Genomic DNA, 26,419 nt, shown 5'->3' with positions numbered 1-26,419 from the left:
CTAGGCCTCCGTCCGGCGCCACATGGTGAACCGGTACCGCGTACCGGTGGCGGACGTCAGCCAGCCCGTTGCCGGCTCGCTGGCGGCCAGCTTCCACTCGTAACCGAGCTCCGGCGCGTAGGTGTCGCCGTCGGTCTCGGAATCGATGAAGGTGACTACCGCGACATCGGCGATGTCCAGGGTCTGGGCAAAGATTTCCCCGCCGCCCAGCACCCACACCGTTTCGTGGCCCTCCGCGAACTGGGATTCCAGGAGCGCGTCGTCGAGCGACTTCACCGCAAGGGCGCCTTCGGCCTCTGCCGTCTCACCCCAGCCTTCCTGCCGCGTCACCACAATGTTGGTGCGCCCCGGCAGCGGACGGTATTTGTCCGGGAACGAGAGCCAGGTCTTGCGGCCCATGATCACCGGATGCCCGGTGGTCAGCCGGGTGAAGTGCTTCATGTCTTCGGGCAGGTGCCACGGCATATCGCCGTCCTTGCCGATCACACCGGCGGTGGTCTGGGCCCAGACGAGCCCCACCCCGGTGGTTCCGTCCGCGATTTTTTCAGTGAAGGCCAGGGGATCCATGGCGTTGTCGGTGCTCATACTGCGATCGGCGCCTTAATCGTAGGGTGGTGCTGGTAGCCGACCACTTCGAAGTCGTCCAGCGTGTAGTCAAAAATGGAGTCCGGCTTGCGGAGGATTTTCAGCTGCGGATACGCGTACGGCTCGCGCTTGAGCTGCTTGAGCACCTGGTCCATGTGGTTGTCGTAGATGTGCACGTCGCCGCCGGTCCAGACGAACTCCCCAGGCTCCAGCCCCACCTGCTGGGCCAGCATGCAGGTCAGCAGCGCGTAAGAGGCAATGTTGAACGGGACGCCCAGGAAGGTGTCGGCCGAGCGCTGGTACAGCTGGCAGGACAGTTTGCCGTCCGCAACGTAGAACTGGAAGAACGCGTGGCACGGCGGAAGGGCCATGTCCTGCAGCTCGGCAACGTTCCAGGCGGAGACGATGTGCCGGCGCGAGTCCGGGTTTGACTTGAGGTTCTGCACCAGCTCGGCAATCTGGTCGATGTGGCCGCCGTCGGGCGTCGGCCAGCTGCGCCACTGGACACCGTAGACGGGGCCGAGTTCGCCGTCGGCATCGGCCCATTCGTTCCAGATGGTGACGCCCTGGTCCTGCATCCACTTCACGTTGGTTTCGCCGCGCAGGAACCACAGCAGTTCAACGGCCACGGACTTGAAATGGACCCGCTTGGTGGTGATCAGCGGAAAGCTTTGGCTGAGGTCAAAGCGCATCTGCCGTCCGAACACACTCAGGGTGCCCGTGCCGGTTCGGTCAGATTTGTGCGTGCCGTTGGCAAGGACGTCACGCAGGAGGTCTTCATAGGGCGTTGGAATGCTCACTGTCCCAGTCTACTGAGGCCGAGTCGCACACGCAGAATACCTTGGAGCGTGCCGTCATCCAGGCCCGCTCCGCGGCCTTCCGCGATATAACGGTCGACGGCGGCGATGACGTCCGCGGTGACGACGCCGCCCGGCGGAAGGCCGTCGTCGGGCATCCTGAGGACGATGGTGCCGTTCCGCCGCCGCGTTTCGGTCAGGCCGGCCTGTTCGAGTTCCTTGTAGGCCCGCGCCACAGTTCCCGCCGCGATGCCGAGGTCCGCCGCCAGGCTGCGGACGGTGGGCAAACGGGTGCCGGGAGCGAGGGACCCCATGGCGATCAGTGACGTGACCTGCAGGCGGATCTGCTCGTAGGGCGGCACTGCCGAACGCAGGTCCACAGCGATGCCGGTGCTCATGTGACGCGGTCCTTGCGGGCGAGCGGAACCGGACGGTAACCGGACCCGGCAAGGGCGCGGACCGGCACCAGGGCTGTGGCGATCGCCGCGAAGGCCAGGACAGTGCCGGCAGGCGTCGCGGGAAACCACGGAACGGACGGCATGAAAGGAACCCCGAAGACGGCCGCCCACGCGTGGCTGTTCACCAGCAGTGACATGGCTGCCTGTGCCATGAACATGGCCGACAATGTCCGGACAATCCTGTAGACGGTGATGGCGCGCAGAGCGGCGTCCAGGCCGGCGGGAGCGTCAGGGATGCCGTGCCGCAGGCGCGTCGCGAGGAAGGCCGGCACCGCGAGGACCACGCCCGCCAAGCCGAATAGTGCCGGCGCGGTCCAGCCGGTGTCCCTGCCGAGGAGGGAGTTCCCGGCCGACGCGACCACGAGGGATGCCACGAACATGAGCAAGGCGAGGATGAGCGTGGTGAGCAGCGCCGGACCCACCGGCTGCCGCGGCCAGGTGCGTGGTTCAGTGGGGCTTCCGTAATTGCGCCCAAGCAGCAGCTCACCGCCGGCAAGGACCAGGAGCACCGGCCCGGCCACTACTGCCACGAAGACCGCGGGACCGGACGGTCCGGCAGCGACGATGGCCGGGACCAGGAACACTCCCGCGAGCACCGGCAATGCGGCAGCAACGCCCGCGGCTGCACCGATCGACACCACCAGCTTGCCTGCCGGGTGGCCGACGGCGCCGAAATGTCCGGGCTTGGCCTTCCGCAGGGCCGCAGCGGCCGCTTCAGTTTCTGTCAGTTTCGGCGGCGCCCAGATCAGCATCGCCAGCAGTACGGCCATGCCGGCAAAGCCCGCGAAGTTCGTCCATGACGTACTGCCCGCGGCCGGGTCCGGCCGCGCCACATAGTTTCCGGCGATGACGGCAAGGCCGGACGCCACCGTGGCAACGGTCCGCAGGAGCCGGTTCATGGCGATGGTCCGCAGGAGCGCATTGTCGTGGTCCGTTAGCTGCTCGAGTTGCCGGCGGCGGGTGGCCAGCAGCAGCACCAGCCACGTTCCCGCAGCCAGGACAACAAGTGCAGTTCCCAGCCAGGCGGCCAGTTCGATACCCGGGATGCGGCCGTCACCTCCCACTGTGCGGAAGCCCTGGGGGTCCTCCAGCTCGGTCCCGTAGGGCATCGCTTCGTACGCCGGGAGCGTGGCGGTCCATGCGATGTATGCGCCTGCGCCCGTGAAGATGCCCAGCGTTGTCCAGGCCAGCGGACGCGGAAGGAAATCGCGGATTTTCCGGACATGGAGGCTTGCCTTCCGGCGGAGCCTCTTGGGCCTCGGATAGCTGAGCTGGCCTATCGCGTGCACCCCGAGAGTTCCGAGGACGGGCCAGGCCAGTACCGGGATGATGGTGTCCGGAGTGACCAGCAAGGGGCCTATGGCGGGGCTGGCAGCCCGGCCCGCCGGAATGATGCCGATGTTCATGGCGCCCTGCAGAGAACTGGCCATCCAGCCAATGACCCCCACCCAGAGCGCGTGCTGGGAAACAGATTCAGGTGAGGCGCCCATCCGGGGCTCCCACACCACCCACCTGAGGATGATGTAAAGAACGACGGCGGCGACCAGCGGCCCCAGCAGCAGCATCGGCGGCAGTTCGAATTGGACCGGCATAATCCCCCCAGATTTGCATCAATGTACTAAGTATTTGATACAAAAAAACGGCCGTCAAGCCGGCGGGCGCAAGGCCGGGTCTACCGGGGGCAACCCTTAGTCGTCGAAGGGCCTGAACTGTTCCACGGCCACAATCTTGTGGTTGCTGCCGCGGGCCACGTGGCACACGATGATTTCCCCGGGGGCAAGGTAGGGGTCGGCTGACGGCAGGAGGGCGCGCAGCCGGCCGTTCATGTGCTCACCGAGCTGCTTGATCACCGTGGGCAACGCGGGACGGTGCGTGCACAGGGCAATGGCACGCTGCTTGTCGAAGAGTGACTCCACGACGGCGGCCGTCTTCTTCGGGCTCCGTGCATGGCGGTGCTCCGTCAGGGCATCATGCAATTTCACCTTGGCGTCCGCAGACTTGGCGTAAGGGGCAATGGTGGCCACGCAGCGTTGCCACGGACTCGAGTGCACGCGGAGCGGTTTCCACACGTGGAGCAGCCTGCGGACGGCCTGCGCCTGCCGCTGTCCGGTGGCCGCGAGGGGACGGTCCCCTTCAGCCTTGGTCCAGGACGAGCGGGGCTTGGCTTTTGCGTGCCGGACCACCAACAGCGGCCAGGTATCCAGTTCCCTGCGCTCGTGGGCCGCCACAAGGTGCTCGAGCGGTGCAATATCACCGGGATTGCTCAGCAGGGCGGCGGCCTTTTCCGGTGAACACCACATCACGCTGTCCACTTCCTTTCCGTCCGGACGCAGCACGGCGCCGTTCACACCCACGGCCCAGTAGTGGACCACCTTCAATCCGGCGGACACGTGGTAGTGGATGGGCGGAAGGGGAATGCCCAGCGTGGCCGTGAGCCCGATTTCCTCTTCGATCTCACGGACGGCGCACTCCGGTATGGTCTCTCCGGGATCGATCTTTCCCTTGGGCCAGGACCAGTCATCGTACCTGGGACGGTGGATCAGCAGGACTTCAAGCTTGTCCTTGCTGGCGCGCCAAGGCAGGGCGCCTGCCGCGGTAACGGCGATCGGCTCCCCGGGATGGTCTGTCTGGTCCGCGATAAGCCAATCGTTCGCCGAGTCGTTGTTGACGTCGATCTTCGCATCGGTTTTCGCGTCACTCTTCGGGGCCAGGGTCTTACCGCCTTACGGTCGGGCGCTGGCGCGAACGGGACGCGAGCAGCCAGGACTGGACATCCTCCAGGAGCCTGCCGTCGTCGCCGATGTGGTGCCGGGTCCATTCGCCCTGGCTGTCCAGGTGCCAGCTGGACGTTTCCGGGTCCATGTAGCGGCGGAGCATGTCCAGCACGTAGGACGTGTCATCGCCGCTGGTGAGCTGCACCAGCGCCTCCACCCGCCGGTCGAGGTTGCGGTGCATCATGTCCGCGGAACCGATGTAGACCACCGGCTCCCCGCCGTTGGCGAAGGCAAAGACGCGCGAGTGCTCCAGGAACCGTCCCAGCACCGAACGCACCGTGATGTTTTCACTGAGTCCGGGGATGCCGGGGCGCAGCGAGCAGATGCCGCGGACGATCACGTCAACGTTCACGCCTGCCTGCGACGCACGGTAGAGCGAATCGATGATCGCCTCGTCCACCATGGAGTTGACCTTGATCTGCACCCTGGCTGAAATGCCCGCCTTGGCGTTGCGGATTTCCTTTTCAATGCGGTCAATGAGTCCTGAACGCACTGAACGGGGCGCCACCAGGAGCCGTTTGAACGTGGACTTCGGAGCGTAGCCGGAGAGCTGGTTGAAGAGCTTCGAAAGGTCCTCACCCACCTGCTCGTTGGCTGTCAGCAGCCCGAGGTCCTCGTAGTAGCGGGCCGTGCGCGGGTGGTAGTTGCCGGTGCCGATGTGGCAGTAGCGACGCAGGCCGTCCACTTCCTGGCGAACCACGAGGGACAGCTTGCAGTGGGTCTTCAGGCCCACGATGCCGTACACCACGTGCACGCCGGCCTGTTCCAGTTTCCGCGCCCAGGAGATGTTCGCCTGTTCGTCGAAGCGGGCCTTGATTTCCACCAGCGCCAGCACCTGCTTGCCGGCCTCGGCGGCGTCAATGAGGGCATCGACGATGGGGGAGTCGCCCGACGTGCGGTACAGCGTCTGCTTGATGGCCTGCACCTTCGGGTCCGCCGCGGCCTGCTCCAGGAAGGCCTGGACGGACGTGGAGAAGGAATCGTAGGGGTGGTGCAGGAGGATGTCCCGCCGGCGCATGGCGGCGAACACGTTTGCCGCCTTGGATGTTTCCGACTCGTTCAGGTAACGCGACGTGTGCGGCACATGCTTCGGGTAGTGCAGGTCCGCGCGGTCAATCCCGGCAATAACGGACAGGCCTCGCAGGTCAAGCGGCGCCGGAACGGAGTAAACCTCGGATTCCTCCACCCCCAGTTCGCGGATCAGGAGGGCGCGGATGTTCGGGTTGATGTCGTTGGTGACCTCGAGCCGGACGGGCGGGCCGAACCGGCGGCGCAGCAGTTCCTTTTCGAGCGCCTGCAGCAGGTTCTCGGCGTCATCCTCTTCCACCTCAACGTCCTCGTTGCGGGTGACGCGGAATGTGTGGTGCTCCAGGACCTCCATGCCGGCGAACAGCTGGTCCAGGTGGACGGCAATGACTTCTTCCAGGGCGATGAAGCGGGCCACCCGGCCGGGCACCGAGCCTGCGCGCGGGCCGTCGATGGAAATGAGGCGGGGAAGCTGGTCCGGAACCTTGACCCGGGCGAAGAGTTCCTTGTCGCTCACCGGATTGCGGACTACAACGGCCAGGTTCAGGGACAGCCCCGAAATGTACGGGAACGGGTGGGCGGGGTCCACCGCCAGCGGTGTCAGGATCGGGAAGACCTTCTCCGCGAACATCGCGCTGAGCTGGTCCTTGGCCTGGTCATCCAGCTCATCCCAGTGCATGAGGTGGATGTGCTCGTAGGCAAGCGCCGGCCGGATTTGTTCGGCGTAGATCCGCGCGTGGCGCTGCGCGAGCCGGTGCGCCGCTTCGCCGATCTGGTCCAGGACCTGCATGGGGCTGAGGCCCGCCGGCGACGGGACGGCCAGCCCGGTGGCGATCCGTCGCTTCAGCCCGGCGACGCGGACCATGAAGAACTCGTCCAGGTTGGAGGCAAAGATGGAGAGGAAGCTGACGCGCTCCAGGAGGTGGAGGTCGGGGTCCTCGGCAAGCTCCAGCACACGGGCGTTGAAGGCCAGCCAGCTCAGTTCACGGTCCAGGAAGCGGTCCGGGCTGATGTCGCCCTCGGGCTCAAGGTTGGGCGCGAACTCGGGAATGTCGATCCGGTCCTGCGTGGCGCGGGAGGCCGGTACCTCGGAGGACCCGAAGCGGGCGCGCACCGGGAGCACCTTGGCCTCAGACGTGGCGATTCCGGCAGGTTCCGGTTGCATGGTCACTCCTTTTGCTGGCGCGGTTTACCTTCAACCTTACAAGCAATCGTTTCGGGGGTTACGCAGATTTCCTGAACCACGGTGCATGCGTCAGCCGATTGGATTAACCGCCGTTTTTGGGCCCGTACATGACGTCTGCATCCCACCGCGTAAAGCCGAGTCCGCGGTACAGGGAAACGGCCGGCGCGTTGTCCGCATCGGTGTAGAGCATCACCGCGTGAAGGCCCTTGTCCTGCAGGTATTTGATGCCGGCCACCGTCAGCGCCTTGCCCAGGCCCATGCCTTGTGCCTCCGGCGTCACCCCCACCACGTAGACCTCTCCGATCGCCGGATGGCTGCCGTGGCGCGGGTGCACCTTGGTCCAGTGGAAGCCGAGGATCCGCCCGGCCGGGTCCACGGCCAGCAGGAAGCCGGCCGGGTCGAACCAGTCTTCGGCCATCCGGGCGTCCAGGTCCTGCCTGGTCATGTTGCCCTGTTCGGGGTGGTGGCTGAAGGCGGCCTTGTTCGCTGCCAGCCAGGCCTCTTCATCCCGGCCCGGAACAAAGGCGCGCAGGGCCACGTTTTCCGGGAGTCCGGCGTCGGGAAGGTCAGATGCGGAGGTGGTGAGCCGCATCTTCCACAGTTCCCGGACGGGGGCGTAGCCGTACTTGGCCGCGAGGTCGGCTGCCGCCTCGTGGTTCCCGTGGGACCAGGCCGTGAGCCCGTCGAAGCCCCGCGACGCCTTCAGCGTGGCCACCAGCCTGTCTGCCACCCCCTGGTTCCGGTAGCTCGGGTGCACTGCCACCTCCAGCACGCCGGTGCCGTCAGGTTCCTCAACCACCACCGCGAACCCGGCCAGGTCCTGGGCGGTGGCAGGATCCGAATCCTCATCCGGGGCGTAGAGCGCCAGGGCCAGGAGTGAGTGGTTGCCGGACCCGCCCGCGCGAAGCGTCACAAAAGTCTGTTCGGACAGGGGCGGGTTTCCGTCCGATTCTTCGGCCGCCGCGGCGAGGGAGGTGAAATCCCTGAGCAGTTCATCGTCCACTCCGCCTTTGATGACGAGCACGGGCCAGTTCTCGGGATGCGCAGGACTCATGGAGTACAGGCTATACGGCCCGTCTGGATGGGGGAGTGATTGGCGCCGATTTGATGCGGCGGGATCCGGCACGTATAGTCGATACCTGATCCGGCCTCCTGAGGCGGGATTGTGAGGGGGATCCACCACTGGGGTGGCCTCGATACGTTCGACCCGTATGTCCTCCACTGCAGGCAGAGAAGCCAGACAAAAAGCCCCGGACCAGTGGTCCGGGGCTTCTTCGTTTCCGTGATCTTGCGGGAGCTTCTGCGAGGGCGATCGCCCGAACGGCGGCGCCAACCGCTCGCAACGCTGCAGGAGGCTAAGCCTCCGTCAGTTCCTCTTCGGGCTGCCGGACCAGGGTCAGGCGATAGCCGACGTTGCGGACCGTGCTGATCAGGTTTTCGTGGTCGGCCCCGAGCTTGGCGCGCAGCCGCCTGACATGGACGTCCACTGTGCGGGTGCCGCCGTAGTAGTCATAGCCCCACACCTCGGTGAGCAGTTGCTGGCGGGTGAACACCCGGCCGGGGTGCTGCGCCAGGTACTTCAGGAGTTCGAATTCCTTGAACGTCAGGTTAAGGGGAGCGCCGTTGACCCTCGCCGTGTAGCTTGCTTCGTCAATGACGACGCCGGCGGCGCGGATTTCGGTGGGCGTATCCTCCTGCTCCGGGACGGCGCGGGCCACCGACAGCCGGATCCGGGCTTCGACTTCAGCCGGACCCGCGGAGTCCAGCAGGATGTCATCCACGGCCCAGGCCGAGGAGACGGCGGCCATGCCGCCTTCGGTGAGGATCAGCATCAAGGGCGCGCTCAGCCCCGTGGCCTTGAGCAACTGCGTGAGGGACCGCGCTCCCACCAGGTCCTTGCGCGCGTCCAGCAGGACAACATCGCAGGGGTCCGTTTCCAGCAGGGCGGTGGGCTCGGCAGGGAGGATGTGCACGCGGTGGTTCAGTAGTTCCAAGGCAGGCAGAATGTCCACCGATGACCCGGTGCTGTTCGTCAGTAGCAGGATGTGCGACATTGTTCCTCCAAGGGGCTGTCCGCGCATCATTGGGCGTCTGAACCGGGCTTTCACCGGCCGGTACTGGCTGCCCGCGTCGGTAGCGGCCAGCCGGAAATCCGGCCGAACCCGCATCCTCCGAAGGAAGCGTAGCTGAGCTTTGAGTATACCCAATCGCCCCTTAACAGACACTGATCCGGCCGGTTTCAGTTTTCGTTTTGCGACATAAGCAGGTCACATAAGGCAGGATTGGACCGTCAGGACCCCGGGGCCAGTACCGGACGCGTACGCAGCGAAGAAGACGTCAGCAGAGAGTGAGCGCGGGTAACAGTGAAGCCGTGGACCATCGGAACCATCGGCCTGGCCGGGCTTGCTGTTTTTGTCGGCGGGGCTTACACCTCACCGGAGATGCTGCTCGGCGTAGCCGTCCTCGTGGCTTTGGCCGTCGGAGTCGGCTGGCCCCACTTCCTGGACATTCCCGCCAAGAAGACCCTCGCAGCAATCATCGGCCTCCCGGGCGCGGGATCGGCCGTGGCTGCCACCTATGTCCCGGCGCCGGGCTTCCTGGACTGGACTCCGGCGTTCATTGCGGCAGGCGTGATGGCTGTCTTCCTGATGCAGCTGATGCGCGGCACGGGCCAGGCTCAGCGGCTGGAGTCGACGCTGGGGTCGAGCGCCGGGGTGCTGCTGTCCTGTCTCGGGGCGGGATGGATTGCGGCTTCACGGTTCAATGGCGTCAGGGAGATGGTGCTCGTGGCCGGCATCAGTGCCGCGTTTGCCTTGCTGGCCGGGCTCATCCGCTGGCCGGACCGCATCGTGGCCCCGCTGGGCATCGTGCTGGCGGGCCTGACTGCTCCGCTGGCAGGCTTAATTTTCTCCAATATCGCCGTAATACCCGCCGCCGTAGTAGGCGTTGTGGTGGGCGCAGTTCTCGTCAGCCTGCGCCGGCTGGTTATACTCCGCGGGGACCGGCTTAACTTTCCAGCCGCCCTCGGAATGGGCCTGGCACCCGTGGCCGCGGTGGGTTCGCTCGCCTACTTCATAGACAAACTACTCATCTACTAACGCGTTAGGATGGCATCATGTCCGTACTTGCATTTGAGATTTTCTTCCTTGTCCTCCTCGGCATTGCCAGCGTTTCCATGGCATGGTTCGCTGGTTTTGTGGTGTACCGCCTCTTCAAAGGCCAGAAGTAATACCAGTCCAGAGCTAGTTGTCTGCGGAGGTAGTTACTGTGCCGATCGAAATACCTACAGACCTCACGCCCGAGCTCGTCCCGCTGTCCTGGCTCATTGGTGAGTGGGAAGGCAGCGGACGGCTGGGCGCCGGCGAGGAGGATTCCGAGCATTTCGCTCAACACGTATCCTTCACGCACAACGGACTGCCGTACCTCCAATACCGCGCCGAGAGCTGGCTGACCGACGACGAAGGCACCAGGTTGAGGCCGCTGACGGTCGAGACCGGTTTCTGGGCCCTGGAGCGGAAGCAGCGGGAGGAAGACGGCGGTCCGGGCCTGATCCCGGCCGACATCGTTCCCGTGCTGAAGAGCGCCGACGAAGTCGAGGCGCTTCGCAACAGTGACGGCGGCTTCGACATCTCCGTGTCCATCTCACACCCCGGCGGAATCTCCGAGCTGTACTACGGGCAGATCAAGGGTCCCCAGATCCAGCTGAGCACCGATATGGTGATGCGCGGCAGCCACTCCAAGGAGTACACCGCCGCCACGCGGATTTTCGGCCTGGTAGACGGAAAGCTGCTCTGGCGCTGGGATGTGGCCGCCGGGAAAGGCTCCGCACCGGGCGGCGGCCTGGAAGCCCACGCTTCGGCCATCCTCAGCAAGGAATCCTAGGTCAAGGTACCGCAGGCATCCGGCCGCTCGACGCAGCCCGGCCGCCAGGTCTCACTGATTTTTGTTGTCCGCAACGAGTGCAGGGAGCAAGACCGTGAACAGCCAGCAGCCGGGCCCGGGTACGCCGGATCAGCAAAATAGAGCAAACTACGCCGACTTGAAAGCCGTGTTCTTCAACGGCACCCTCAAGAAATCGCCGGAGACCTCCAACACGGAGGGCCTGATCGAGGTCAGCCGCCTCATCATGGAGAAGCAGGGCGTTACCACCCGCGTCATCCGGACTGTTGACCACGACATCGCCAGCGGCGTGTACCCGGACATGCGCGAACACGGCTGGGCCACCGACGAATGGCCGGAGCTCTACCCTGCCGTCAAGGAAGCGGACATCGTGGTGGTGGCCGGTCCCATCTGGCTGGGTGACAATTCCTCCCAGACCAAGAAACTGATCGAACGCCTGTATGCGCATTCGGGGGAGCTGAACGACAAAGGCCAGTGGGCTTTCTATCCCAAAGTGGGCGGATGCCTCATTACCGGCAATGAAGACGGCATCAAGCATTGCTCAATGAACGTCCTGTACAGCCTCCAGCACATCGGGTTCACCATCCCTCCCCAGGCCGACGCCGGCTGGATCGGCCCGGTCGGGCCCGGACCGAGCTACCTGGATGAAGGCTCCGGGGGACCCGAGAGCGACTTCACCAACCGCAACGCCACCTTCATGACGTGGAACCTCCTGCACCTGGCGAGGACGCTGAAGGATGCCGGCGGGATTCCCGCCTACGGCAACCTGCCGGAGGAATGGAAAGCCGGCACCAGGTTCGACTTCGAGAATCCGGAATACCGCTAGCCCGTTAGGACTTCTACTACATATGACTATCAAGAGCCCCCTGTTGTCGCGCCCAGGCGCAGTCGAGGCCGGCGGCGCGGATTCCGGTGTCGCGTCGCACTACGGCGAGCCGCTGCGTGAGCAGCGTGCGCTGGCGGCCGGAACCGCCGTCGTCGACCTTTCCCACCGCGGGGTGGTCACCGTCTCGGGGCCGGACCGCCTGAGCTGGCTCAACACCCTGTCTTCCCAGCAGGTCACCAACCTTGCACCGGGGGAGTCCAGCGAACTACTGCTGCTTAGCGTCCAGGGCCGCATCGAGTTCGATGCGCGGGTGATTGACGACGGCGGGACCACCTGGCTGGTGGTGGAGGCCGCCGAAGCGGCGCCGTTGGCGGAGTGGCTGAACCGGATGAAGTTCATGCTGCGGGTGGAGATTGCGGATGTATCCGACGACTGGGCGGTCATTGGAACCACCCGGCGTGTTGAGGAATGGTCGCACCTGCTGGTGTGGGTGGATCCCTGGCCGCACGTGGGCGCCGGCGGCTACGCCTACTCGGTTGTCGGGGAGGAATCCCACCCGGGCATGGAGCGGCCATGGTTCGAATACCTGGTGCCGGCCGCGGAGCTTGAGGCGACTGTGGGTGACCGGCCGCTGGCCGGTGTCTGGGCATCGGAAGCGCTGCGCATCGCCGCTTGGCGCCCCCGTCTTGGCGCTGAAACCGACGACAAGACCATCCCGCATGAGCTGGACCTCCTGCGCACCGCGGTACACCTCGCGAAAGGGTGCTACAAGGGCCAGGAGACGATCGCCCGGGTGCACAACCTGGGCCATCCGCCGCGGCGACTGGTCTTCCTCCAGCTGGACGGATCCCAGCACACCCTCCCAGCGGCCGGCAGTGAAGTGCGCCTCGGGGAACGCAAGGTGGGAACGGTGACCTCCGTGGTGCAGCACTACGAAATGGGTCCCATCGCGCTGGCAGTCATCAAGCGTTCGGTCTCACCGGATGAAATACTGACGGTCGTAGACGGCGATGAACCATACCCGGCCGCGCAGGAAGTCATCGTGGCTCCTGACGCCGGCCAAGTGGTGGGCCGCCAGACCGGATTCCTGAAGGGAACGCACCGATGACTGACAACCCCACGTCCGAGAACCCGAGCACGGCAGGGCCCGACGACGAAACCCTTGCCCTGGCGCATGCCCTGTTTGACGCGGCACGGCAGGGCGATGCGGCCCTGCTGGGCAGCTACCTCGAAGCCGGCGCCCCGGCCAACATGACGAATGCGGCGGGTGACTCCCTGCTGATGCTGGCCGCCTACCACGGCCACGCCCCGGCGGTGGAGCTGCTCCTGCAACACGGCGCCGACGCCAATGCCGTGAACGACCGTGGCCAGACGCCGCTCGCCGGAGCTGCCTTCAAGGGCTATGCGGACGTGGCGGCGGCGCTCCTGGCGGCGGGCGCGGACCCTGACGCCGGAACCCCGTCAGCACGCGCGGCGGCCGACATGTTTGCCCGGACCGACATCCAGGCCCTGCTGGGCTGACCGCCCGGGCCTCGGAGCCGCAGCCTGAAAGCCCGCGGTCAACGGACCGCGGGCTTTCTTGCACCCAAATATTCCATGTGGAATAGTTGGAGCGGAATAATCGCTAACGCACGGTCTGACAGGGGGCAAACGGCACGATGCCCCCATCCGCCCCGCTGACGCCGCTCGGCATATCTGCGCTGTCACTGCTGGTCGAGGAGCCGATGCATCCGTACGAGATGTACCAGCTCCTGATGGCCAGGCACGAAGACCGGCTGGTCAAAGTCCGCCCCGGAACGCTTTATCACGCGGTCGGCCGGCTGGCGGAACGCGGGTTCGTGGAGACGACCGGGACGGACCGGGAGGGCAACCGGCCGGAACGGACCACGTACCGCATCACCCCCGCCGGCCGTGATGCCCTTACGGAACGCCTGCAGGACATGCTCGCCGAACCGGTCAACGAATACCCGCTGTTCCCGCTGGCCGTAGCCGAGGCCTACAACCTGCCTGCCGGCGTCGTCCTTGATCTTCTGGACCGCCGGCTGGCGCTGCTGCAGGACCAACTGGAGTTCCTGCAAAAAGGCGAGGCGATCGTCCTGGACAAGGGCGTGGCACGCAAGTACTGGATCGACCTCGAGTACCAACAGACCATGCTGAGGTCCGAAATGGGCTGGATACGCAGCCTGCAGGACCAGCTCCGCTCCGGGGAACTCCCGTGGTAGCGGACCACGCCACAACCACCCGGAAGGACCCACATGGAAAACGTAGCTAGGCCGTGGCCGGCCCTCTGGTCGCTGGTGATCGGGTTCTTTATGATCCTGATCGACACCACCATCGTCTCGGTGGCGAACCCGCGGATCATGGAAGGCCTGAACGCGGACATCAACTCCGTCATTTGGGTGACCAGTGCGTACCTGCTGGCCTACGCCGTGCCGCTGCTGATCACCGGCAGGCTGGGGGACAGGTTCGGACCCAAGAAGCTCTACCTGACCGGCCTCGTGGTGTTCACCCTCGCGTCGCTGTGGTGCGGGCTGTCCGGCGACGTCCAGACCCTCATCCTGGCCCGCGTGGTCCAGGGCTTCGGCGCCGCGATCATGACACCCCAGACCATGGCGGTAATCACGCGGATCTTCCCGCCGGACCGGCGCGGCGCGGCCATGGGCATCTGGGGTGCCACCGCCGGCGTCGCCACCCTCGTGGGGCCGATCCTCGGCGGCGTCCTGGTGGACGGCCTCGGCTGGGAATGGATCTTCTTCATCAACGTGCCCGTGGGAATCGCCGGCTTCATCCTGGCGCTGCGCTTCGTGCCCTCGCTCACCACGCATCCGCACAAGTTCGACATCCCCGGCGTCCTGCTCAGCGCCGTCGGACTCTTCCTGCTTGTCTTCGGCATCCAGGAAGGCGAGACGTACAACTGGGGCACCATCTCGGGCCCCGTCACGGTGTGGAGCCTGATCATCGCGGGCCTTGTGGTGCTGGCCGGGTTCGTCGTCTGGCAGCGGTTCAATAAGGGCGAGCCGCTGCTGCCGCTGTCCTTGTTCGGGGACCGCAACTTTTCGCTGGCCAACCTGGGAATCACCGCGGTGGGCTTCACGGTGACGGCGTTCGGCCTGCCGCTCATTTTCTATTACCAGATGGTCCGCGGCCTGACACCCACCCAGTCCGCCCTGATGATGATCCCGATGGCGCTCATCTCAGGCGGCCTTGCGCCGCTGGTGGGCAGGCTCATCGACCGAGTGAACCCGAAGTACATCACGGCCGGCGGCCTGGCGCTCATGTCCGTGGCGCTGTTCTGGAACTCGGCGCTAATGCACCCGGATACACCGATCTGGCTCTTCCTGCTGCCCAGCGCCGTGCTCGGCTTCGCCAACGCGGGCATCTGGGCGCCGCTGAGTTCCACGGCCACCCGAAACCTGCCGCCGCGCCAGGCGGGCGCAGGGGCCGGGGTCTACAACACCACCCGCCAGATCGGCGCCGTGCTGGGCAGCGCGGCCATTGCCGTCCTCATGCAGGCGCGGCTGGCGGAGGAGCTTCCGGCGGTGCCGGGCGGTGCCGGCGAAGCGGCGCCCATGAGTTTCGGCGGCCAGCTTCCGGAGGCCCTGCACGAAGGATTCTCGACGGCGATGAGCCAGTCCATCATGCTTCCGGCGGCTGTCATTGTGCTCGGCGCTGCCGTGGCGCTGTTCTTCGCAAAGCCCAAGCCGGTTCAGGGCTGGGGCGGCTCCGGCGCTCCGTCAGCCCAGCAGCACGCTGGTCTGGATGCCGCCGGCTGAGAAGCCGATGCTGCGGGCGATTGCCAGGGCTCCCTTGTTGCTGACATCCGCGCGCCACTGCAGGGTGAGACCGGCTGCGAGTGCCTCGTGGGCGGCAATGGACGCGGCCAGGGAGCCCAGTCCCCGGCGCCGCCAGTCGGGATCCACGAGGACCCCCATGTGCGCCAGGATGCCTTCCCACTCGGTGTAGGCGCCGCAGGCCACCGGAACCTTGCGGCCATTGTCCTCGCGCAGGATGGTGAAGCGGTGTTCGAGGTCGGACAGCCCCACCTCGTTGACGTCGTCCGGAGGGCAGAGGCCTTCGAGTTCTATGGCCTCGGGGTTGCCGTGCGAGACGGTCAGCTCCTCGGCCGGCTGGCGGAGCGGGAGGTCGTCGGCGAAGAAGAGCGCGGCAGCTCCCTGGCCGTGGCCGCCGTGCTGCCTCGTGAGGGTCAGGAGGGTCACGTGCTGGGCGAGTTCCTCATCCGGAATGCGCTCGGCGGCGTCGAGGGCCCATTGGGGTCCCACGAGTGCCGACGTGCCAAACAAGCGCACAAAGTCCACTGATTTCCGGGACTCGTCCGCCCGTGTGATCCGGGCCCCGGCCGAAAGCGGGCCGGCCTCCAGAACGGCATCGGCGTCGAGCTTCCGCGCCGCGGCAAAGGCTCCGTCATCCAGGCCTAAATAGCGGGCCCAGGCCAGCTGGATGATGTCTGCGGAACCGGGGTCGAGAGTCATGCCTCAACCCTACCCACCGGATCGAAGCGCGAACGGACAGTTGCGGCCCGACCCTTAAGCGCGAACGGACAGTTGGGGCCCTAAAAACGAGGGCCACAACTGTCCGTTCGCGCTGTACGGCCTAGCCGAAGAGAACGGCTGCTTCGTCGTAGCGGTGCTGCGGGACGCGCTTGAGGTTGCCCAGGGCGGCGTCGAAGCCCACGTGCACAATGTCCGTGCCGTGGAGGGACACCATGGTGCCCCAGCGCTTATCCACCACGGAGTCGATGGCGGCCATGCCCAGCCGCGTGGCCAGGACGCGGTCGAACGCGGACGGGACGCCACCGCGCTGGATGTGGCCAAGAACGGTGGCGCGGGTCTCGATGCCGGTCCGTGCTTCGAGTTCGGGAGCCAGCATCTCGGCGATGCCGCCCAGGCGCGGGCGTCCGAACGTGTCCAGCCCGCGCTCGGAGTGCGGGGTTTCCTGGCCCTCGGGAACGAAGCCCTCGGCCACCACCACAAGGGGTGCGCGGCCGCGTGCGTGAGCCTCCTCCACCCATTCGGTGATCTGGTCCATGGAGGCCTTCTGCTCCGGAATGAGGATCGCGTGGGCGCCGGAGGCCATGCCCGCGTGCAGTGCGATCCAGCCCACGTGGCGGCCCATGACCTCGGCGATCATGCAGCGGTGGTGTGATTCACCGGTGGTGCGGAGGCGGTCGATGGCCTCGGTGGCGATCTGGACAGCAGTGTCGAAGCCGAAGGTGTAGTCGGTGGCGTCAAGGTCGTTGTCCACGGTCTTGGGAACGCCGACGATCTTCAGGCCCGCGTCGGTCAGTCGTTTGGCCGCGGCCAGCGTGCCTTCGCCGCCGATGGCGATGATCGCATCGATGCCGAGCCGGTCCATGTGGCCCTTGATAACCTCGGGGCCGCCGCCGTTTTCGAAAGGGTTGGTGCGGGACGTGCCGAGGATGGTGCCGCCCTGCTTCGCGATGCCGCGGACCATGTGGCGGGGAATGTCGATCACGTCGCCTTCGACGACGCCGCGCCAGCCGTCGAGGAATCCTACGAATTCGTGGCCGTGGATGGCGATTCCCTTGAGGACGGCGCCGCGGATGACAGCGTTCAGTCCGGGGCAGTCGCCACCGCTGGTGAGAATTCCAATTTTCATGTCTCGGCTCAAATCCTGGTGAGGGGGTGTACTGGCAGAGCGCCACGCTGAGCTCACCTAGATTCTAGTGGTGAGTGTGGGTTACGACACAAACTGGTTACAAAGGCTCCGACGCCACGGCAAACGGAAAGGCCCCTGCTCCGGAGAGCAGGGGCCCTGAGCCGGGTCCTGGGGTCAGGATCCGTTGATCGACCGCTTGTCCAGGAAGGACTGGAGGATGATCGCGTTTCGCTGGTCCGGGAGGATGAGCCACGCTGCCACGTAGAACACGAAGGCCGGACCCGGCAGCAGGCTGAGGAGCAGGAACGCGATCCGGACGAAGGCGACGTCCACGTTCAGCTTGGCGGCGATGCCTCCGCACACGCCTCCCAGCCAACGCTGCGGTCCGCGTTTCAGGCCAAGGCCCCTGACGATGCTGAAGAACTTATCCATGCCTCAAGACTTCCCTGTTGTGGATTCTTTGTCACGTCCGCGGGCCGAGAGGAGCCCGCCGACCACCAGGGCGGCGCCGGCACCGATCATCAGGCCGATAAGAACATAGGTTCCGTTCAGCACCACGATGCCGAGCTGGCCGATGATGATCAACGCCGCGAGTGCCAGGACGATGAGGCCCCAGACCACGGTGCCCACCCGGGCCGGAGAGGGGCCGCCGTGCCGGGCTCCAGTGGTGCGTGCCCGTTCCGCCGATGACGCCGTTGCCTCGTTTGTTGCCTGCGGAACGGTGTCCGGAGCAGGTTCATAGCTGCTGCTCATGTCAGTTTCCTTCCTGGATGGTGATGTTGCTCATGGTCCCGTCGATTTCGAGGATGAGCGCGGCCCCCGGCTTGTCGGTGTTGTAGTTGCTCTGCTGCGAGGTCATGCCGCCGTGGTTCTGCGAGCCCTCGTTGAGGTTGCCCAGCGTCATGTCCGCCCGGATTTCCACGGGGACCGTGTCCGGAATGATGACGGTCAGGTTGCTGGCCGTAACGTCCATGGGAATCGCGACGTCGGCGCCCAGCGGCGGCGTGATGTTAAGCCGCGTCAGATCGGCAGTTCCGCTGCCTCCGGTGATGCTAAAGCCTTGGCTCGCCTGTTCGATGCTGGCCGGGTTCCAGTTGGCGTCCTGGAACCGGAAGCGGTCACCGTTGGGCACCACGTTGAAGATCCCGCCGATGACGAGGGCAACCACCGCAAGGAAGCCAAGGACCCCGGACGTCCGGCCCCGGAGTCCTGCCACCAGGATGCCCAGGCCCAGGACGGCCGCACCGCTGGCCCACACCACCGCGTTGGTGGCGTCACCGAGGTTGGTCACGTTGAGCGCTTCGAGGGCCTTGATGCCGCCGCCCACCAGCAGTGCAAGGCCGGCCGTGACTGCGACGGCGGGGGCGCCGGGGCCAACGTTGGGCGCCTTCGGGGCGGAAGCGGGCGGACCGCCGTATCCTCCGCCGTACGGGGGAGTGGGGCCGTAACCGCCCGAACCGGGGACACCGCCGTCGTACTGGGTGCCTGAATATGCCCCGCCTGAGTATGCCCCGCCGGTGAACACTCCGGGTTCATAGGGCGCGCCGGACACGGGCGAGGAGATGCCTGCCGATGACGTGCCGGCCGGCGGCGTGGCGGCAAACGCGGTTGCACCGGCAGCGGTGCCGGCTTCGGTGCTGTTGTTCATGACAGGTGCTCCGTTGGCGGCCTTATCGCGTTGTGAGAGGTAGTAGATGAGGTAGACGGCGCCGGCGATCCAGAAGACCGTCCAGAAGAAGCCGCCGAATCCGTTCCGCTCCCAGCCCCAGAAGCCGTTGCCCAGGCTGGGGAAGCCGATCACCGTGGTGATGAGTGCTCCCGTCATGCCGGTGGACCAGCGTCCGGCTCCGGCTTCCTGAACGTGGATGCGGCCGTCGGGCTCCGGCAGCAGTGCCCAGGCGATGCCGTAAAGCAACACTCCGATGCCGGCGAAGATGGAAAGGACAATGAAGACGCCGCGCACGATCAACGGGTCGACGCCAAGCCTGTGTGCAATGCCGCTGGCGACGCCGCCGATCCAGCGGTCCGACCCGCGCTGGACTCCGTGGCTCCGGACCCAGGTGAAGAAGTTCTGGGGCCGGGACTGCGGGTAGGCGTAGCGGCCATCCGACGGGCCACCGGGGTGGGGATTGGGACCCTGGGCGCCGGGGATCTGGGCGTTCGGATAGAGCGGTGGCGGGCCGCCGGGGAAGCTGCCCTCCGGGGAGCCGGTGCCTTCGCCGGTACCTGAGGCGTTACCTGCGCCGGTGCCCGGATCGGTGCCTGGGCCCATACGGGCATCGGAACCCTCCTGGCCCGGGGCGGCGCCGTCGTCGGAACTGCGGTCAGCTGGCGTGGCGGAACCGGAATCGGAACCGGAACGGCCTGACGGCAGCGGATCTTCGTCTGGGTATGCATTGTGCGAGTTCATACTTCGATCCTGCCGTCCGCACCGGCCGCGCTCTATTGGGGAACACCCTGAGCTGCCCCTGAGTGACCCCCGGTTCCTTGTGAAATCAGGGGTACGGAACCCTGATCCATGTTTGGATTGACACATGACAACGGCCCTCACCCGACCCCCGCTGGTCCGCAGCAGCGACCGCGTCATCGCAGGCGTCTGCGCGGGCCTGGCCGCCCATCTGGGATGGCCGGTGCGGATGGTCCGGATCGGCATGGTGGTGGCCGCGCTCGCCGGCGGAGCAGGGTTGGCCTTCTATGCGTGGCTCTGGATCATGGTGCCGACTGCGGACGAGAACGCGAAGCGGAACGCGCGGCGCCCGGCGTCTCCCATAGCTCCTGCCGTCAGTGCCCCGGGGCCTTTGCTGTCACCGGGGCCGCTGGACGTCCCGGCGGACTTCCGGTCCGGGCCGGTGCCCGCAGGAGTTGCCTTCCCCGGCGAAGCTGCACTACCCGAGCCTTCCGTCCGGGTCCCGCTTCCCGCGGCCACGCCGGGTATTACGGGTGGGCTTGTCGGGGGCACCGCCGCCAACACGCCGTGGTTCCGCGCGCGGACCATGCCGTACGGCAAGGAAATCCTGCTCGGGGCGGGCCTGCTGCTGGCGGGTGCCATCCTGATCGCACGCATGCTGGGCGTTGACGTTCCGCTGGGGACGCTGATCCCGGCCGCCGCCATCCTTGGCGGGGCGGCCATTGCGTGGATTCAGCTGGACGAAACCCGCCGGGCCGGCCTCCTCGACAAGACCAAGGCCGACCAGGCCGGCGGCTGGGCCAGGCTCGCGGCCGGGCTTGCCCTGGTGGTGGCCGGCGTGCTGGTGATGGTGTCCGGCTCCGGGTCGTGGGAGCAGACCTGGCTGGCGCTCCTGGCCTCCGTGGCCGTCCTCGGCGGCGTGGCACTCGTGCTGCTGCCGTGGGGCCTTAAGTTCTGGCGGGACCTTGAAGCGGAGCGCGCGGGCCGTGTCCGGGCCACGGAACGGGCGGAGATCGCCGCCCACCTGCACGACTCCGTGCTACAGACGCTCGCGCTGATCCAGCGGCGGGCAGGTAATGAGAACGACGTCGTGCGGCTGGCACGCGCGCAGGAACGGGAGCTGCGGGGCTGGCTGTACCGCGACCCCGGCAAGGAAGCGGGCCAGCTCTCGGAGCGCATCAAGGCAGCGGCCGCGGAGGTTGAGGACTCCCTCGGCAACGCCGTGGATGTGGTCAGCGTGGGGGATACCGCCATGACCGCCCGGCATGAGGCCCTGGTGCAGGCCAGCCGGGAGGCCATGGTCAACGCGTCCCGCCACGGCGGCGGTGCCGTGTCGGTGTACCTTGAGGTGGCCGACGGCGATGCGGAAGTTTATGTGAAGGACCGCGGTCCCGGTTTTGACCCGGAGTCCGTTCCGGCCGACCGCATGGGCGTCCGGGAATCGATCGTGGGGCGGATGAACCGCCACGGCGGGACCGCCGTCATCAGCAGCAGCGCGGATGGCACGGAAGTGCGGCTCAGGCTGCCGTCCGACGCAGCAGACAACGGAGAGGGAAAGTCGTGAACAACGTCGAAGCAGGGAGTGCCCGGGCAGGAGGCGCCCCGGCGGTCCGCGTCGTCATCGTGGACGACCACGCCATTTTCCGGTCGGGGCTCAAGGCAGACCTGGATGCCCGCGTCACCGTGGTGGGGGAGGCCGGAACCGTCGAACAGGCCATCGCCGTGATCGCACAGGCCCGGCCCGAAGTGGTGTTGCTGGACGTGCACCTGCCGGGCGGCCTGGGCGGCGGCGGACGCGAGGTGATCGCCGGTTCGGCTGCCCTGCTGGGCGGCACCCGGTTTCTCGCCCTGAGCGTCTCGGATGCCGCCGAAGACGTGGTTTCGGTGATCCGCGCCGGCGCCCGGGGATATGTGACCAAAAGCATCTCCGGCACGGAAATCACCGACGCCGTCCTCCGTGTGGCCGGCGGTGACGCCGTCTTTTCGCCGCGGCTGGCCGGGTTCGTGCTGGATGCGTTTGGCACGGCGCCTGCCGATATCGCCGATGACGAGCTGGACCGGCTCTCCGCCCGAGAACTGGAAGTCATGCGGCTCATTGCGCGGGGCTACAGCTACAAGGAAGTGGCCAAGGAACTCTTCATCTCGATCAAGACCGTGGAAACCCACGTCTCCGCCGTGCTGCGCAAACTCCAGCTCTCCAGCCGCCATGAACTGACCAAATGGGCGGCCGAGCGACGCCTCCTCTAACCCGCCCCCGGACGCTCTCTCACCTCCAGCCCCTTAAGGGCGGACGCTCTCTCACCTCCAGCCGCTTAAGCACGGACGCTCTCTCACTTTCCTGAAGGAAGTGAGAGAGCGTCCGTGGTTTTTCCTGCGGAAAGTGAGAGAGGGTGCCTACTTGGCCTTGCCGAGGAAGCCCTGGAGCCGCGCCACGCCGGTGGCGAGGTCGTCGTCGCCCAGGGCGTAGGACAGCCGCAGGTAGCCCGAGGGGCCGAAGGCCTCGCCGGGAACCACCGCAACTTCAACCTCATCAAGGATGAGCGCCGCGAGCTCTGCGGAAGTCTGCGGGCGGACGGTTCCGTTCGCCGTCTCGAATTCCTTGCCCAGCAGGCCGCGGACGTCCGCGTAGACGTAGAAGGCTCCCTTCGGCGTCGGGCATTCCACCCCGTCGATGGCATTCAGGCCGGCGACAATTGCCTTGCGGCGGCGGTCGAAGGCCACTTTCATCTCGTCCACCGCGGTGAGCGGCCCGGAGACGGCCGCGAGGGCCGCGACCTGCGGGATGTTGGAGACATTGGAGGTGGCGTGGGACTGCAGGTTGGTGGCCGCCTTGATGACGTCCGCCGGCCCGATCATCCAGCCCACCCGCCAGCCGGTCATGGCGTAGGTCTTGGCAACGCCGTTGAGGATAACCACCTTGTCGCCGAGTTCGGGAACCGCCGTGGCGATGGACGTGAAGGGAACGCCGTCGTAGGTGAGGTGTTCGTAGATCTCGTCGGTGACCACCCACAGGCCCTTGGAGGCGGCCCACAATCCGATTTCGCGGACCTGCTGCGGCGAGTACACGGAACCGGTGGGGTTGGAGGGCGAGACGAACAACAGGATCTTGGTGCGCTCAGTCAGGGCCGCTTCCAACTGCTCCACGGTGACGAGGTAATCCTGCTCCGGGCCGGCGAAGACCTCCACCGGCACACCGCCGGCCAGCCGGATGGCTTCCGGGTAGGTGGTCCAGAACGGCGTGGGAACAATGACCTCGTCGCCCGGATCCACCAGCGTGGCGAAGGTGTTGTACACGGCCTGCTTGCCGCCGTTGGTGACCAGGACCTGCGACGCCTCGGCTTTGTAGCCGGAATCCCGGAGCGTCTTGTCCGCAATGGCCTGCTTGAGCTCCGGCAGCCCGCCGGCGGGGGAGTACCGGTGGTATTTCGGCTGGCTGGCGGCCTCAATGGCTGCCTGGACGATGTATCCGGGCGTCGGGAAGTCGGGTTCCCCGGCGCCGAAGCCGATGACCGGCCGGCCGGCTGCCTTGAGTGCCTTGGCCTTGGCATCAACGGCCAGGGTGGCGGATTCGGCGATAGCGGAAATGCGTTGGGAAACGCGGGCGGCAGGCATGGCGGCGTCCATTCTTTGCTTGCAGCTCGATGGCTGGATGTGGGATTCGACGAGATCTACTCTATGCTGTTCAGCGGATCGTTCAGCGTGACGGCCAGGAATGTGACTGTGTACCGGTTGGCATGTCCTGGCAGACGCAAAGAAGGACCGAAATGAGGCTGGTTCGACGTAAGCGCAGTTCTTGCGTAGACTAGTTCTCCGGTGTTGAAAACACGATGATGGCCTGCGCCCCGTGAAGTCTGGGGGAAGTGTGGCGTGATTGGTTTTCGATCCATAGGGTAGTGGCGCAATTGGTAGCGCAGCGGTCTCCAAAACCGCAGGTTGCAGGTTCGAGTCCTGTCTGCCCTGCGCAAGCGGTTCCGGCGGTTAGCCGGAGCCAGCGCAGCAACCATGGTTCAGTTCAGAGCCGGGTATCCGACATTTGCGAGGATGAGTGAGGACCAGGTGACCGAAACGGCTGCAAGCAGCTCCAAGGGCCGCCCCGCCAAGAACGCCGCCAAGTCCGGCTTCTTCGCTCGCATCGCACTCTTCGTCCGCCAGGTCATCGGCGAACTGAAGAAGGTCGTCGCACCCACCCGCAAGGAACTGATCAACTACACGCTCGTGGTGCTGGTGTTCGTGATCATCATGATGCTCATCGTTACCGTCCTGGACTTGGCGTTCGGGACCGGAGTGAGCTGGGTCTTCGGCGGCACAGGCCCCACGGACCGCTAAGGCGATCCGTCCGCAGACTGCGTGGAATGCTCCGGGTAATCCGGAAGCATTCACGGGGTGTGCGGAATTGAGCCATTTAAATAGGCATGTTTAGCAATGAGGAAGCAGGAGACCAAGTGTCTGAGCAGGAGCTCGAGGTAACTGAGACTGAGCTGGATGAAAACCAGGACGCCGCGGCGGTAGCCGGGGAAGAGTCCGAGGTTGAGTCTGCTGCGCCCGATTCCATCGACGATTCCTCTGAGGCCGACGCTGAATCGGACGAGGAAGATTCCGAAGCAGACGCCGACGCCGATGAAGATCAGGCTGACGCCCTGGCCGCTGCAGCCGCCAAGGCCGAGGTCGATCCGGCTGAGGAATTCAAAGCGAAGCTGCGCCGCCAGGAGGGTGACTGGTACGTCATCCACTCCTACGCAGGTTACGAAAACCGCGTCAAGGCCAACCTTGAAACCCGCATCCAGACCTTGGACATGGAAGATTACATCTTCGAAATCCAGGTCCCGATGGAAGAGGTCGTTGAGATCAAGAACGCTCAGCGCAAGGTCATCAACCGCGTCCGCATTCCCGGCTACGTGCTGGTCCGCATGGACCTGACGGACGCCTCCTGGGGCGCCGTGCGCCACACCCCCGGCGTTACCGGCTTCGTGGGCAACGCCCACAACCCCGTGCCGCTGCGCCTGGATGAGGTCTTCTCCATGCTCGCCCCGGTCTTCGAAGAAGAGCAGGCCGAAAAGGGCAAGCCGGTCAAGCACGCCGCCGCTCCCGTGGACGTCGACTTCGAAGTCGGCGAGTCCGTCATCGTCAAGGAAGGTCCGTTCGAGACCCTCCCCGCCACGATCTCCGAGATCAAGATCGATTCCCAGACCCTTGTGGTGCTGGTCTCCATCTTCGAACGCGAGACCCCGGTCACCCTGGCATTCAACCAGGTCACCAAGATCTAGCAACACCCCACAGAATTCGCTCCGGGGCTGCCCGCTTAGCAGCCACGAAGCGGCCGGCCGCCTCGCCATGGCGGCCACCAACCTGAGGCACGCTCCTGTGTCCCAGGACGTAATTGAGAGAAGGACCTACATTGGCTCCCAAGAAGAAGGTCACCGGCCTCATCAAGCTGCAGATCCAGGCAGGTGCCGCTAATCCGGCCCCGCCGATCGGTCCTGCGCTTGGCCAGCACGGTGTCAACATCATGGAATTCTGCAAGGCGTACAACGCTGCGACGGAAGCCCAGCGCGGCAACGTTATTCCTGTTGAAATCACGGTCTACGAAGACCGCTCGTTCACGTTCATCACCAAGACCCCGCCGGCTGCAGAGCTCATCAAAAAGGCTGCAGGCGTCGCCAAGGGTTCGGCTACCCCGCACACCGTCAAGGTTGCCAAGCTGACCCAGGCTCAGGTCAACGAGATCGCCTCCACCAAGATGGAAGACCTCAACGCCACGAGCCTCGAAGGCGCAGCGAAGATCATCGCCGGCACCGCCCGCTCCATGGGTATCACCGTCGAAGGCTAATTGCCTCCACCGCTGACACGCCGGGTTCGGGATAACCGGTCACGACGTCGACCAGCACCGCCGGGCAACCGGCACCACCAAAACATTGAAATGTTGGACATTCGGTCCGGATAAACCGGCCGGAACATCCAACTGTGGCAGGGCCCAGCGCGGTCCGCAGACCACAACTGCACAAGGAGAATAAGCAGCATGGCAAAGCGCAGCAAAGCATATGAGGCAGCCGCCGCCAAGATCGACGCGGAGAAGTTCTACGCGCCGTTCGAGGCAGTGACGTTGGCCAAGGACACCAACCCGTCCAAGTTCGACGCCACCGTTGAGGTCGCTTTCCGCCTGGGTGTCGACCCGCGTAAGGCCGACCAGATGGTGCGCGGCACCGTCAACCTGCCGCACGGCACCGGTAAGGTTGCCCGCGTCCTGGTCTTCGCAACGGGCGACAAGGCAGAAGCAGCAATCGCTGCCGGCGCCGACTTCGTTGGTTCCGATGACCTGATCGAAAAGATCGCAGCCGGCTGGACCGACTTCGATGCCGCCGTCGCCACCCCTGACCTCATGGGCAAGGTTGGCCGCCTCGGTAAGGTCCTGGGTCCGCGTAACCTGATGCCGAACCCGAAGACCGGTACGGTTACCCCGGATGTCACCAAGGCTGTCAACGACATCAAGGGCGGCAAGATCGACTTCCGCGTCGACAAGCACTCGAACCTGCACTTCATCATCGGCAAGGTTTCGTTCGACGCCATCAAGCTGGCCGAAAACTACGCCGCAGCACTGGAAGAGGTCCTTCGCCTGAAGCCGTCCGCTTCCAAGGGCCGCTACATCCAGAAGGCTACCGTGGCCACCACGTTCGGCCCGGGCATCTCGGTTGACCCCAACGTCACCAAGGTCCTGACCGAGGTCTAATCCTCATCAGTTCCGCTTGAAAGACCGTCCCGCAGCCGCGGGGCGGTCTTTCTGCTTGTGCGGATCGTTGTTGCCGGGGTTTGGCGTGCGCGGCCAACT

27 protein-coding genes and 1 tRNA gene are annotated in these 26,419 nt (G+C 65.7%); 14 read left to right on the top strand and 14 right to left on the bottom strand.

What is annotated here, in order from left to right:
• The 8 genes from RW112_RS03865 to RW112_RS03830 all read right to left on the bottom strand — a co-directional run bounded on the left by RW112_RS03865 (position 1) and on the right by RW112_RS03830 (position 8,880).
• On the bottom strand, positions 1-585 hold the full coding sequence (locus RW112_RS03865) for a dihydrofolate reductase (RefSeq protein ID WP_317780475.1): 585 nt from the start codon (positions 583-585) through the stop codon (positions 1-3).
• The gene (locus RW112_RS03860; protein WP_305941838.1) at positions 582-1,385 is read right to left on the bottom strand and encodes a thymidylate synthase; all 804 of its coding nucleotides are present in this window, start codon (positions 1,383-1,385) and stop codon (positions 582-584) included. Before RW112_RS03860 ends, RW112_RS03865 begins: the two co-directional genes overlap by 4 nt.
• Positions 1,382-1,780: a GntR family transcriptional regulator gene (locus RW112_RS03855; RefSeq protein WP_317780474.1), complete on the bottom strand. Its 399-nt coding sequence runs from the start codon at positions 1,778-1,780 to the stop codon at positions 1,382-1,384. Before RW112_RS03855 ends, RW112_RS03860 begins: the two co-directional genes overlap by 4 nt.
• Complete coding sequence (locus RW112_RS03850; protein ID WP_317780473.1) at positions 1,777-3,432, bottom strand: hypothetical protein; 1,656 nt, start codon at positions 3,430-3,432, stop codon at positions 1,777-1,779. Before RW112_RS03850 ends, RW112_RS03855 begins: the two co-directional genes overlap by 4 nt.
• Positions 3,433-3,528: 96 nt before the next feature.
• A complete protein-coding gene (locus RW112_RS03845; RefSeq protein WP_317780824.1) occupies positions 3,529-4,479 on the bottom strand; it encodes an NUDIX hydrolase in 951 nt (316 codons plus the stop codon).
• A gap of 76 nt (positions 4,480-4,555) precedes the next feature.
• A complete protein-coding gene (locus tag RW112_RS03840; protein ID WP_305941835.1) occupies positions 4,556-6,805 on the bottom strand; it encodes an RNA degradosome polyphosphate kinase in 2,250 nt (749 codons plus the stop codon).
• Between the two features lie 103 nt (positions 6,806-6,908).
• Positions 6,909-7,880: a mycothiol synthase gene (gene mshD / locus RW112_RS03835; RefSeq protein ID WP_317780472.1), complete on the bottom strand. Its 972-nt coding sequence runs from the start codon at positions 7,878-7,880 to the stop codon at positions 6,909-6,911.
• A 301-nt stretch (positions 7,881-8,181) separates the two neighbouring features.
• On the bottom strand, positions 8,182-8,880 hold the full coding sequence (locus RW112_RS03830) for a winged-helix domain-containing protein (RefSeq protein ID WP_305941833.1): 699 nt from the start codon (positions 8,878-8,880) through the stop codon (positions 8,182-8,184).
• Positions 8,881-9,189: 309 nt separating this feature from the next.
• Between RW112_RS03830 and RW112_RS03825 the strand changes: the two genes are divergently transcribed.
• From RW112_RS03825 to RW112_RS03795, 7 genes are all read left to right on the top strand, one after another.
• On the top strand, positions 9,190-9,924 hold the full coding sequence (locus tag RW112_RS03825) for a permease (RefSeq protein ID WP_317780471.1): 735 nt from the start codon (positions 9,190-9,192) through the stop codon (positions 9,922-9,924).
• A 169-nt stretch (positions 9,925-10,093) separates the two neighbouring features.
• Positions 10,094-10,708 carry an FABP family protein gene (locus RW112_RS03820; RefSeq protein WP_317780470.1) on the top strand — a complete coding sequence of 205 codons (615 nt, stop codon included), beginning with the start codon at positions 10,094-10,096 and terminating at the stop codon, positions 10,706-10,708.
• 94 nt (positions 10,709-10,802) lie between these two features.
• Positions 10,803-11,552, top strand: a complete 750-nt coding sequence (locus tag RW112_RS03815; protein WP_317780469.1) for a flavodoxin family protein — start codon at positions 10,803-10,805, stop codon at positions 11,550-11,552.
• Between the two features lie 22 nt (positions 11,553-11,574).
• On the top strand, positions 11,575-12,660 hold the full coding sequence (locus RW112_RS03810; RefSeq protein WP_317780468.1) for a YgfZ/GcvT domain-containing protein: 1,086 nt from the start codon (positions 11,575-11,577) through the stop codon (positions 12,658-12,660).
• Positions 12,657-13,073, top strand: coding sequence for an ankyrin repeat domain-containing protein (locus RW112_RS03805; protein ID WP_317780467.1), 417 nt, complete (start codon positions 12,657-12,659; stop codon positions 13,071-13,073). Before RW112_RS03810 ends, RW112_RS03805 begins: the two co-directional genes overlap by 4 nt.
• Positions 13,074-13,210: 137 nt before the next feature.
• Positions 13,211-13,774, top strand: coding sequence for a PadR family transcriptional regulator (locus RW112_RS03800; protein ID WP_317780466.1), 564 nt, complete (start codon positions 13,211-13,213; stop codon positions 13,772-13,774).
• A gap of 33 nt (positions 13,775-13,807) precedes the next feature.
• Positions 13,808-15,325 (top strand): DHA2 family efflux MFS transporter permease subunit, encoded by a 1,518-nt coding sequence (locus RW112_RS03795; protein WP_317780465.1) that lies wholly within the window; start codon positions 13,808-13,810, stop codon positions 15,323-15,325.
• Here the strand turns inward: RW112_RS03795 and RW112_RS03790 are convergent.
• The 5 genes from RW112_RS03790 to RW112_RS03770 all read right to left on the bottom strand — a co-directional run bounded on the left by RW112_RS03790 (position 15,287) and on the right by RW112_RS03770 (position 19,599).
• Positions 15,287-16,042 (bottom strand): GNAT family N-acetyltransferase, encoded by a 756-nt coding sequence (locus tag RW112_RS03790; RefSeq protein ID WP_317780464.1) that lies wholly within the window; start codon positions 16,040-16,042, stop codon positions 15,287-15,289. The genes RW112_RS03795 and RW112_RS03790 overlap by 39 nt on opposite strands.
• Positions 16,043-16,163: 121 nt before the next feature.
• Positions 16,164-17,189 (bottom strand): 6-phosphofructokinase, encoded by a 1,026-nt coding sequence (locus tag RW112_RS03785; RefSeq protein ID WP_317780463.1) that lies wholly within the window; start codon positions 17,187-17,189, stop codon positions 16,164-16,166.
• A 174-nt stretch (positions 17,190-17,363) separates the two neighbouring features.
• A complete protein-coding gene (locus RW112_RS03780; protein ID WP_209743076.1) occupies positions 17,364-17,621 on the bottom strand; it encodes a PspC domain-containing protein in 258 nt (85 codons plus the stop codon).
• Positions 17,622-17,624: 3 nt separating this feature from the next.
• On the bottom strand, positions 17,625-17,942 hold the full coding sequence (locus RW112_RS03775) for a hypothetical protein (RefSeq protein ID WP_317780462.1): 318 nt from the start codon (positions 17,940-17,942) through the stop codon (positions 17,625-17,627).
• 1 nt (position 17,943) lies between these two features.
• Positions 17,944-19,599, bottom strand: coding sequence for a PspC domain-containing protein (locus tag RW112_RS03770; RefSeq protein WP_317780461.1), 1,656 nt, complete (start codon positions 19,597-19,599; stop codon positions 17,944-17,946).
• A 124-nt stretch (positions 19,600-19,723) separates the two neighbouring features.
• Here RW112_RS03770 and RW112_RS03765 point away from each other — a divergent pair, with 124 nt between their 5' ends.
• The gene (locus tag RW112_RS03765) at positions 19,724-21,160 is read left to right on the top strand and encodes a PspC domain-containing protein (protein WP_317780460.1); all 1,437 of its coding nucleotides are present in this window, start codon (positions 19,724-19,726) and stop codon (positions 21,158-21,160) included.
• Positions 21,157-21,843 carry a response regulator transcription factor gene (locus tag RW112_RS03760; RefSeq protein ID WP_317780459.1) on the top strand — a complete coding sequence of 229 codons (687 nt, stop codon included), beginning with the start codon at positions 21,157-21,159 and terminating at the stop codon, positions 21,841-21,843. The genes RW112_RS03765 and RW112_RS03760 overlap by 4 nt, the downstream gene beginning before the upstream one ends.
• Before the next feature lie 147 nt (positions 21,844-21,990).
• On the opposite strand, the gene RW112_RS03755 is transcribed toward RW112_RS03760, so the two are convergent.
• Positions 21,991-23,208 carry a pyridoxal phosphate-dependent aminotransferase gene (locus RW112_RS03755; RefSeq protein ID WP_317780458.1) on the bottom strand — a complete coding sequence of 406 codons (1,218 nt, stop codon included), beginning with the start codon at positions 23,206-23,208 and terminating at the stop codon, positions 21,991-21,993.
• A gap of 275 nt (positions 23,209-23,483) precedes the next feature.
• On the opposite strand from RW112_RS03755, the gene RW112_RS03750 reads away from it, so the two are divergent.
• From RW112_RS03750 to rplA, 5 genes are all read left to right on the top strand, one after another.
• Positions 23,484-23,556 (top strand) — tRNA-Trp (locus RW112_RS03750).
• 81 nt (positions 23,557-23,637) lie between these two features.
• On the top strand, positions 23,638-23,922 hold the full coding sequence (gene secE / locus RW112_RS03745) for a preprotein translocase subunit SecE (RefSeq protein WP_317780457.1): 285 nt from the start codon (positions 23,638-23,640) through the stop codon (positions 23,920-23,922).
• Between the two features lie 116 nt (positions 23,923-24,038).
• On the top strand, positions 24,039-24,860 hold the full coding sequence (nusG, locus tag RW112_RS03740; protein WP_317780456.1) for a transcription termination/antitermination protein NusG: 822 nt from the start codon (positions 24,039-24,041) through the stop codon (positions 24,858-24,860).
• Between the two features lie 131 nt (positions 24,861-24,991).
• Positions 24,992-25,423, top strand: a complete 432-nt coding sequence (gene rplK, locus RW112_RS03735; RefSeq protein ID WP_003803853.1) for a 50S ribosomal protein L11 — start codon at positions 24,992-24,994, stop codon at positions 25,421-25,423.
• A gap of 189 nt (positions 25,424-25,612) precedes the next feature.
• Complete coding sequence (gene rplA / locus RW112_RS03730; protein ID WP_011692825.1) at positions 25,613-26,320, top strand: 50S ribosomal protein L1; 708 nt, start codon at positions 25,613-25,615, stop codon at positions 26,318-26,320.
• Positions 26,321-26,419 lie beyond the last annotated feature (99 nt).

This window comes from Arthrobacter sp. B10-11 (assembly GCF_033142195.1).
In the GTDB taxonomy this organism is placed as follows: domain Bacteria; phylum Actinomycetota; class Actinomycetes; order Actinomycetales; family Micrococcaceae; genus Arthrobacter; species Arthrobacter oryzae_C.
The sequence above is the reverse complement of the archived record's forward strand: the minus strand, read 5'-3'. Positions and strand labels throughout refer to the sequence as shown.

Bases quoted from the DNA above. Each gene is read 5' to 3' on its own strand.
- RW112_RS03755 (WP_317780458.1), bottom strand. From the start codon at position 23,208: ATGCCTGCCGCCCGCGTTTCCCAACGCATTTCCGCTATCGCCGAATCC.
- RW112_RS03800 (WP_317780466.1), top strand. From the start codon at position 13,211: ATGCCCCCATCCGCCCCGCTGACGCCGCTCGGCATATCTGCGCTGTCA.
- RW112_RS03785 (WP_317780463.1), bottom strand. From the start codon at position 17,189: ATGAAAATTGGAATTCTCACCAGCGGTGGCGACTGCCCCGGACTGAAC.
- RW112_RS03830 (WP_305941833.1), bottom strand. From the start codon at position 8,880: ATGTCGCACATCCTGCTACTGACGAACAGCACCGGGTCATCGGTGGAC.
- rplA (WP_011692825.1), top strand. From the start codon at position 25,613: ATGGCAAAGCGCAGCAAAGCATATGAGGCAGCCGCCGCCAAGATCGAC.
- RW112_RS03810 (WP_317780468.1), top strand. From the start codon at position 11,575: ATGACTATCAAGAGCCCCCTGTTGTCGCGCCCAGGCGCAGTCGAGGCC.
- RW112_RS03855 (WP_317780474.1), bottom strand. From the start codon at position 1,780: ATGAGCACCGGCATCGCTGTGGACCTGCGTTCGGCAGTGCCGCCCTAC.
- RW112_RS03865 (WP_317780475.1), bottom strand. From the start codon at position 585: ATGAGCACCGACAACGCCATGGATCCCCTGGCCTTCACTGAAAAAATC.
- RW112_RS03765 (WP_317780460.1), top strand. From the start codon at position 19,724: ATGACAACGGCCCTCACCCGACCCCCGCTGGTCCGCAGCAGCGACCGC.
- RW112_RS03790 (WP_317780464.1), bottom strand. From the start codon at position 16,042: ATGACTCTCGACCCCGGTTCCGCAGACATCATCCAGCTGGCCTGGGCC.
- RW112_RS03775 (WP_317780462.1), bottom strand. From the start codon at position 17,942: ATGAGCAGCAGCTATGAACCTGCTCCGGACACCGTTCCGCAGGCAACA.
- RW112_RS03795 (WP_317780465.1), top strand. From the start codon at position 13,808: ATGGAAAACGTAGCTAGGCCGTGGCCGGCCCTCTGGTCGCTGGTGATC.
- secE (WP_317780457.1), top strand. From the start codon at position 23,638: ATGAGTGAGGACCAGGTGACCGAAACGGCTGCAAGCAGCTCCAAGGGC.
- RW112_RS03805 (WP_317780467.1), top strand. From the start codon at position 12,657: ATGACTGACAACCCCACGTCCGAGAACCCGAGCACGGCAGGGCCCGAC.
- RW112_RS03780 (WP_209743076.1), bottom strand. From the start codon at position 17,621: ATGGATAAGTTCTTCAGCATCGTCAGGGGCCTTGGCCTGAAACGCGGA.
- mshD (WP_317780472.1), bottom strand. From the start codon at position 7,880: ATGAGTCCTGCGCATCCCGAGAACTGGCCCGTGCTCGTCATCAAAGGC.
- RW112_RS03850 (WP_317780473.1), bottom strand. From the start codon at position 3,432: ATGCCGGTCCAATTCGAACTGCCGCCGATGCTGCTGCTGGGGCCGCTG.
- RW112_RS03770 (WP_317780461.1), bottom strand. From the start codon at position 19,599: ATGAACTCGCACAATGCATACCCAGACGAAGATCCGCTGCCGTCAGGC.
- RW112_RS03840 (WP_305941835.1), bottom strand. From the start codon at position 6,805: ATGCAACCGGAACCTGCCGGAATCGCCACGTCTGAGGCCAAGGTGCTC.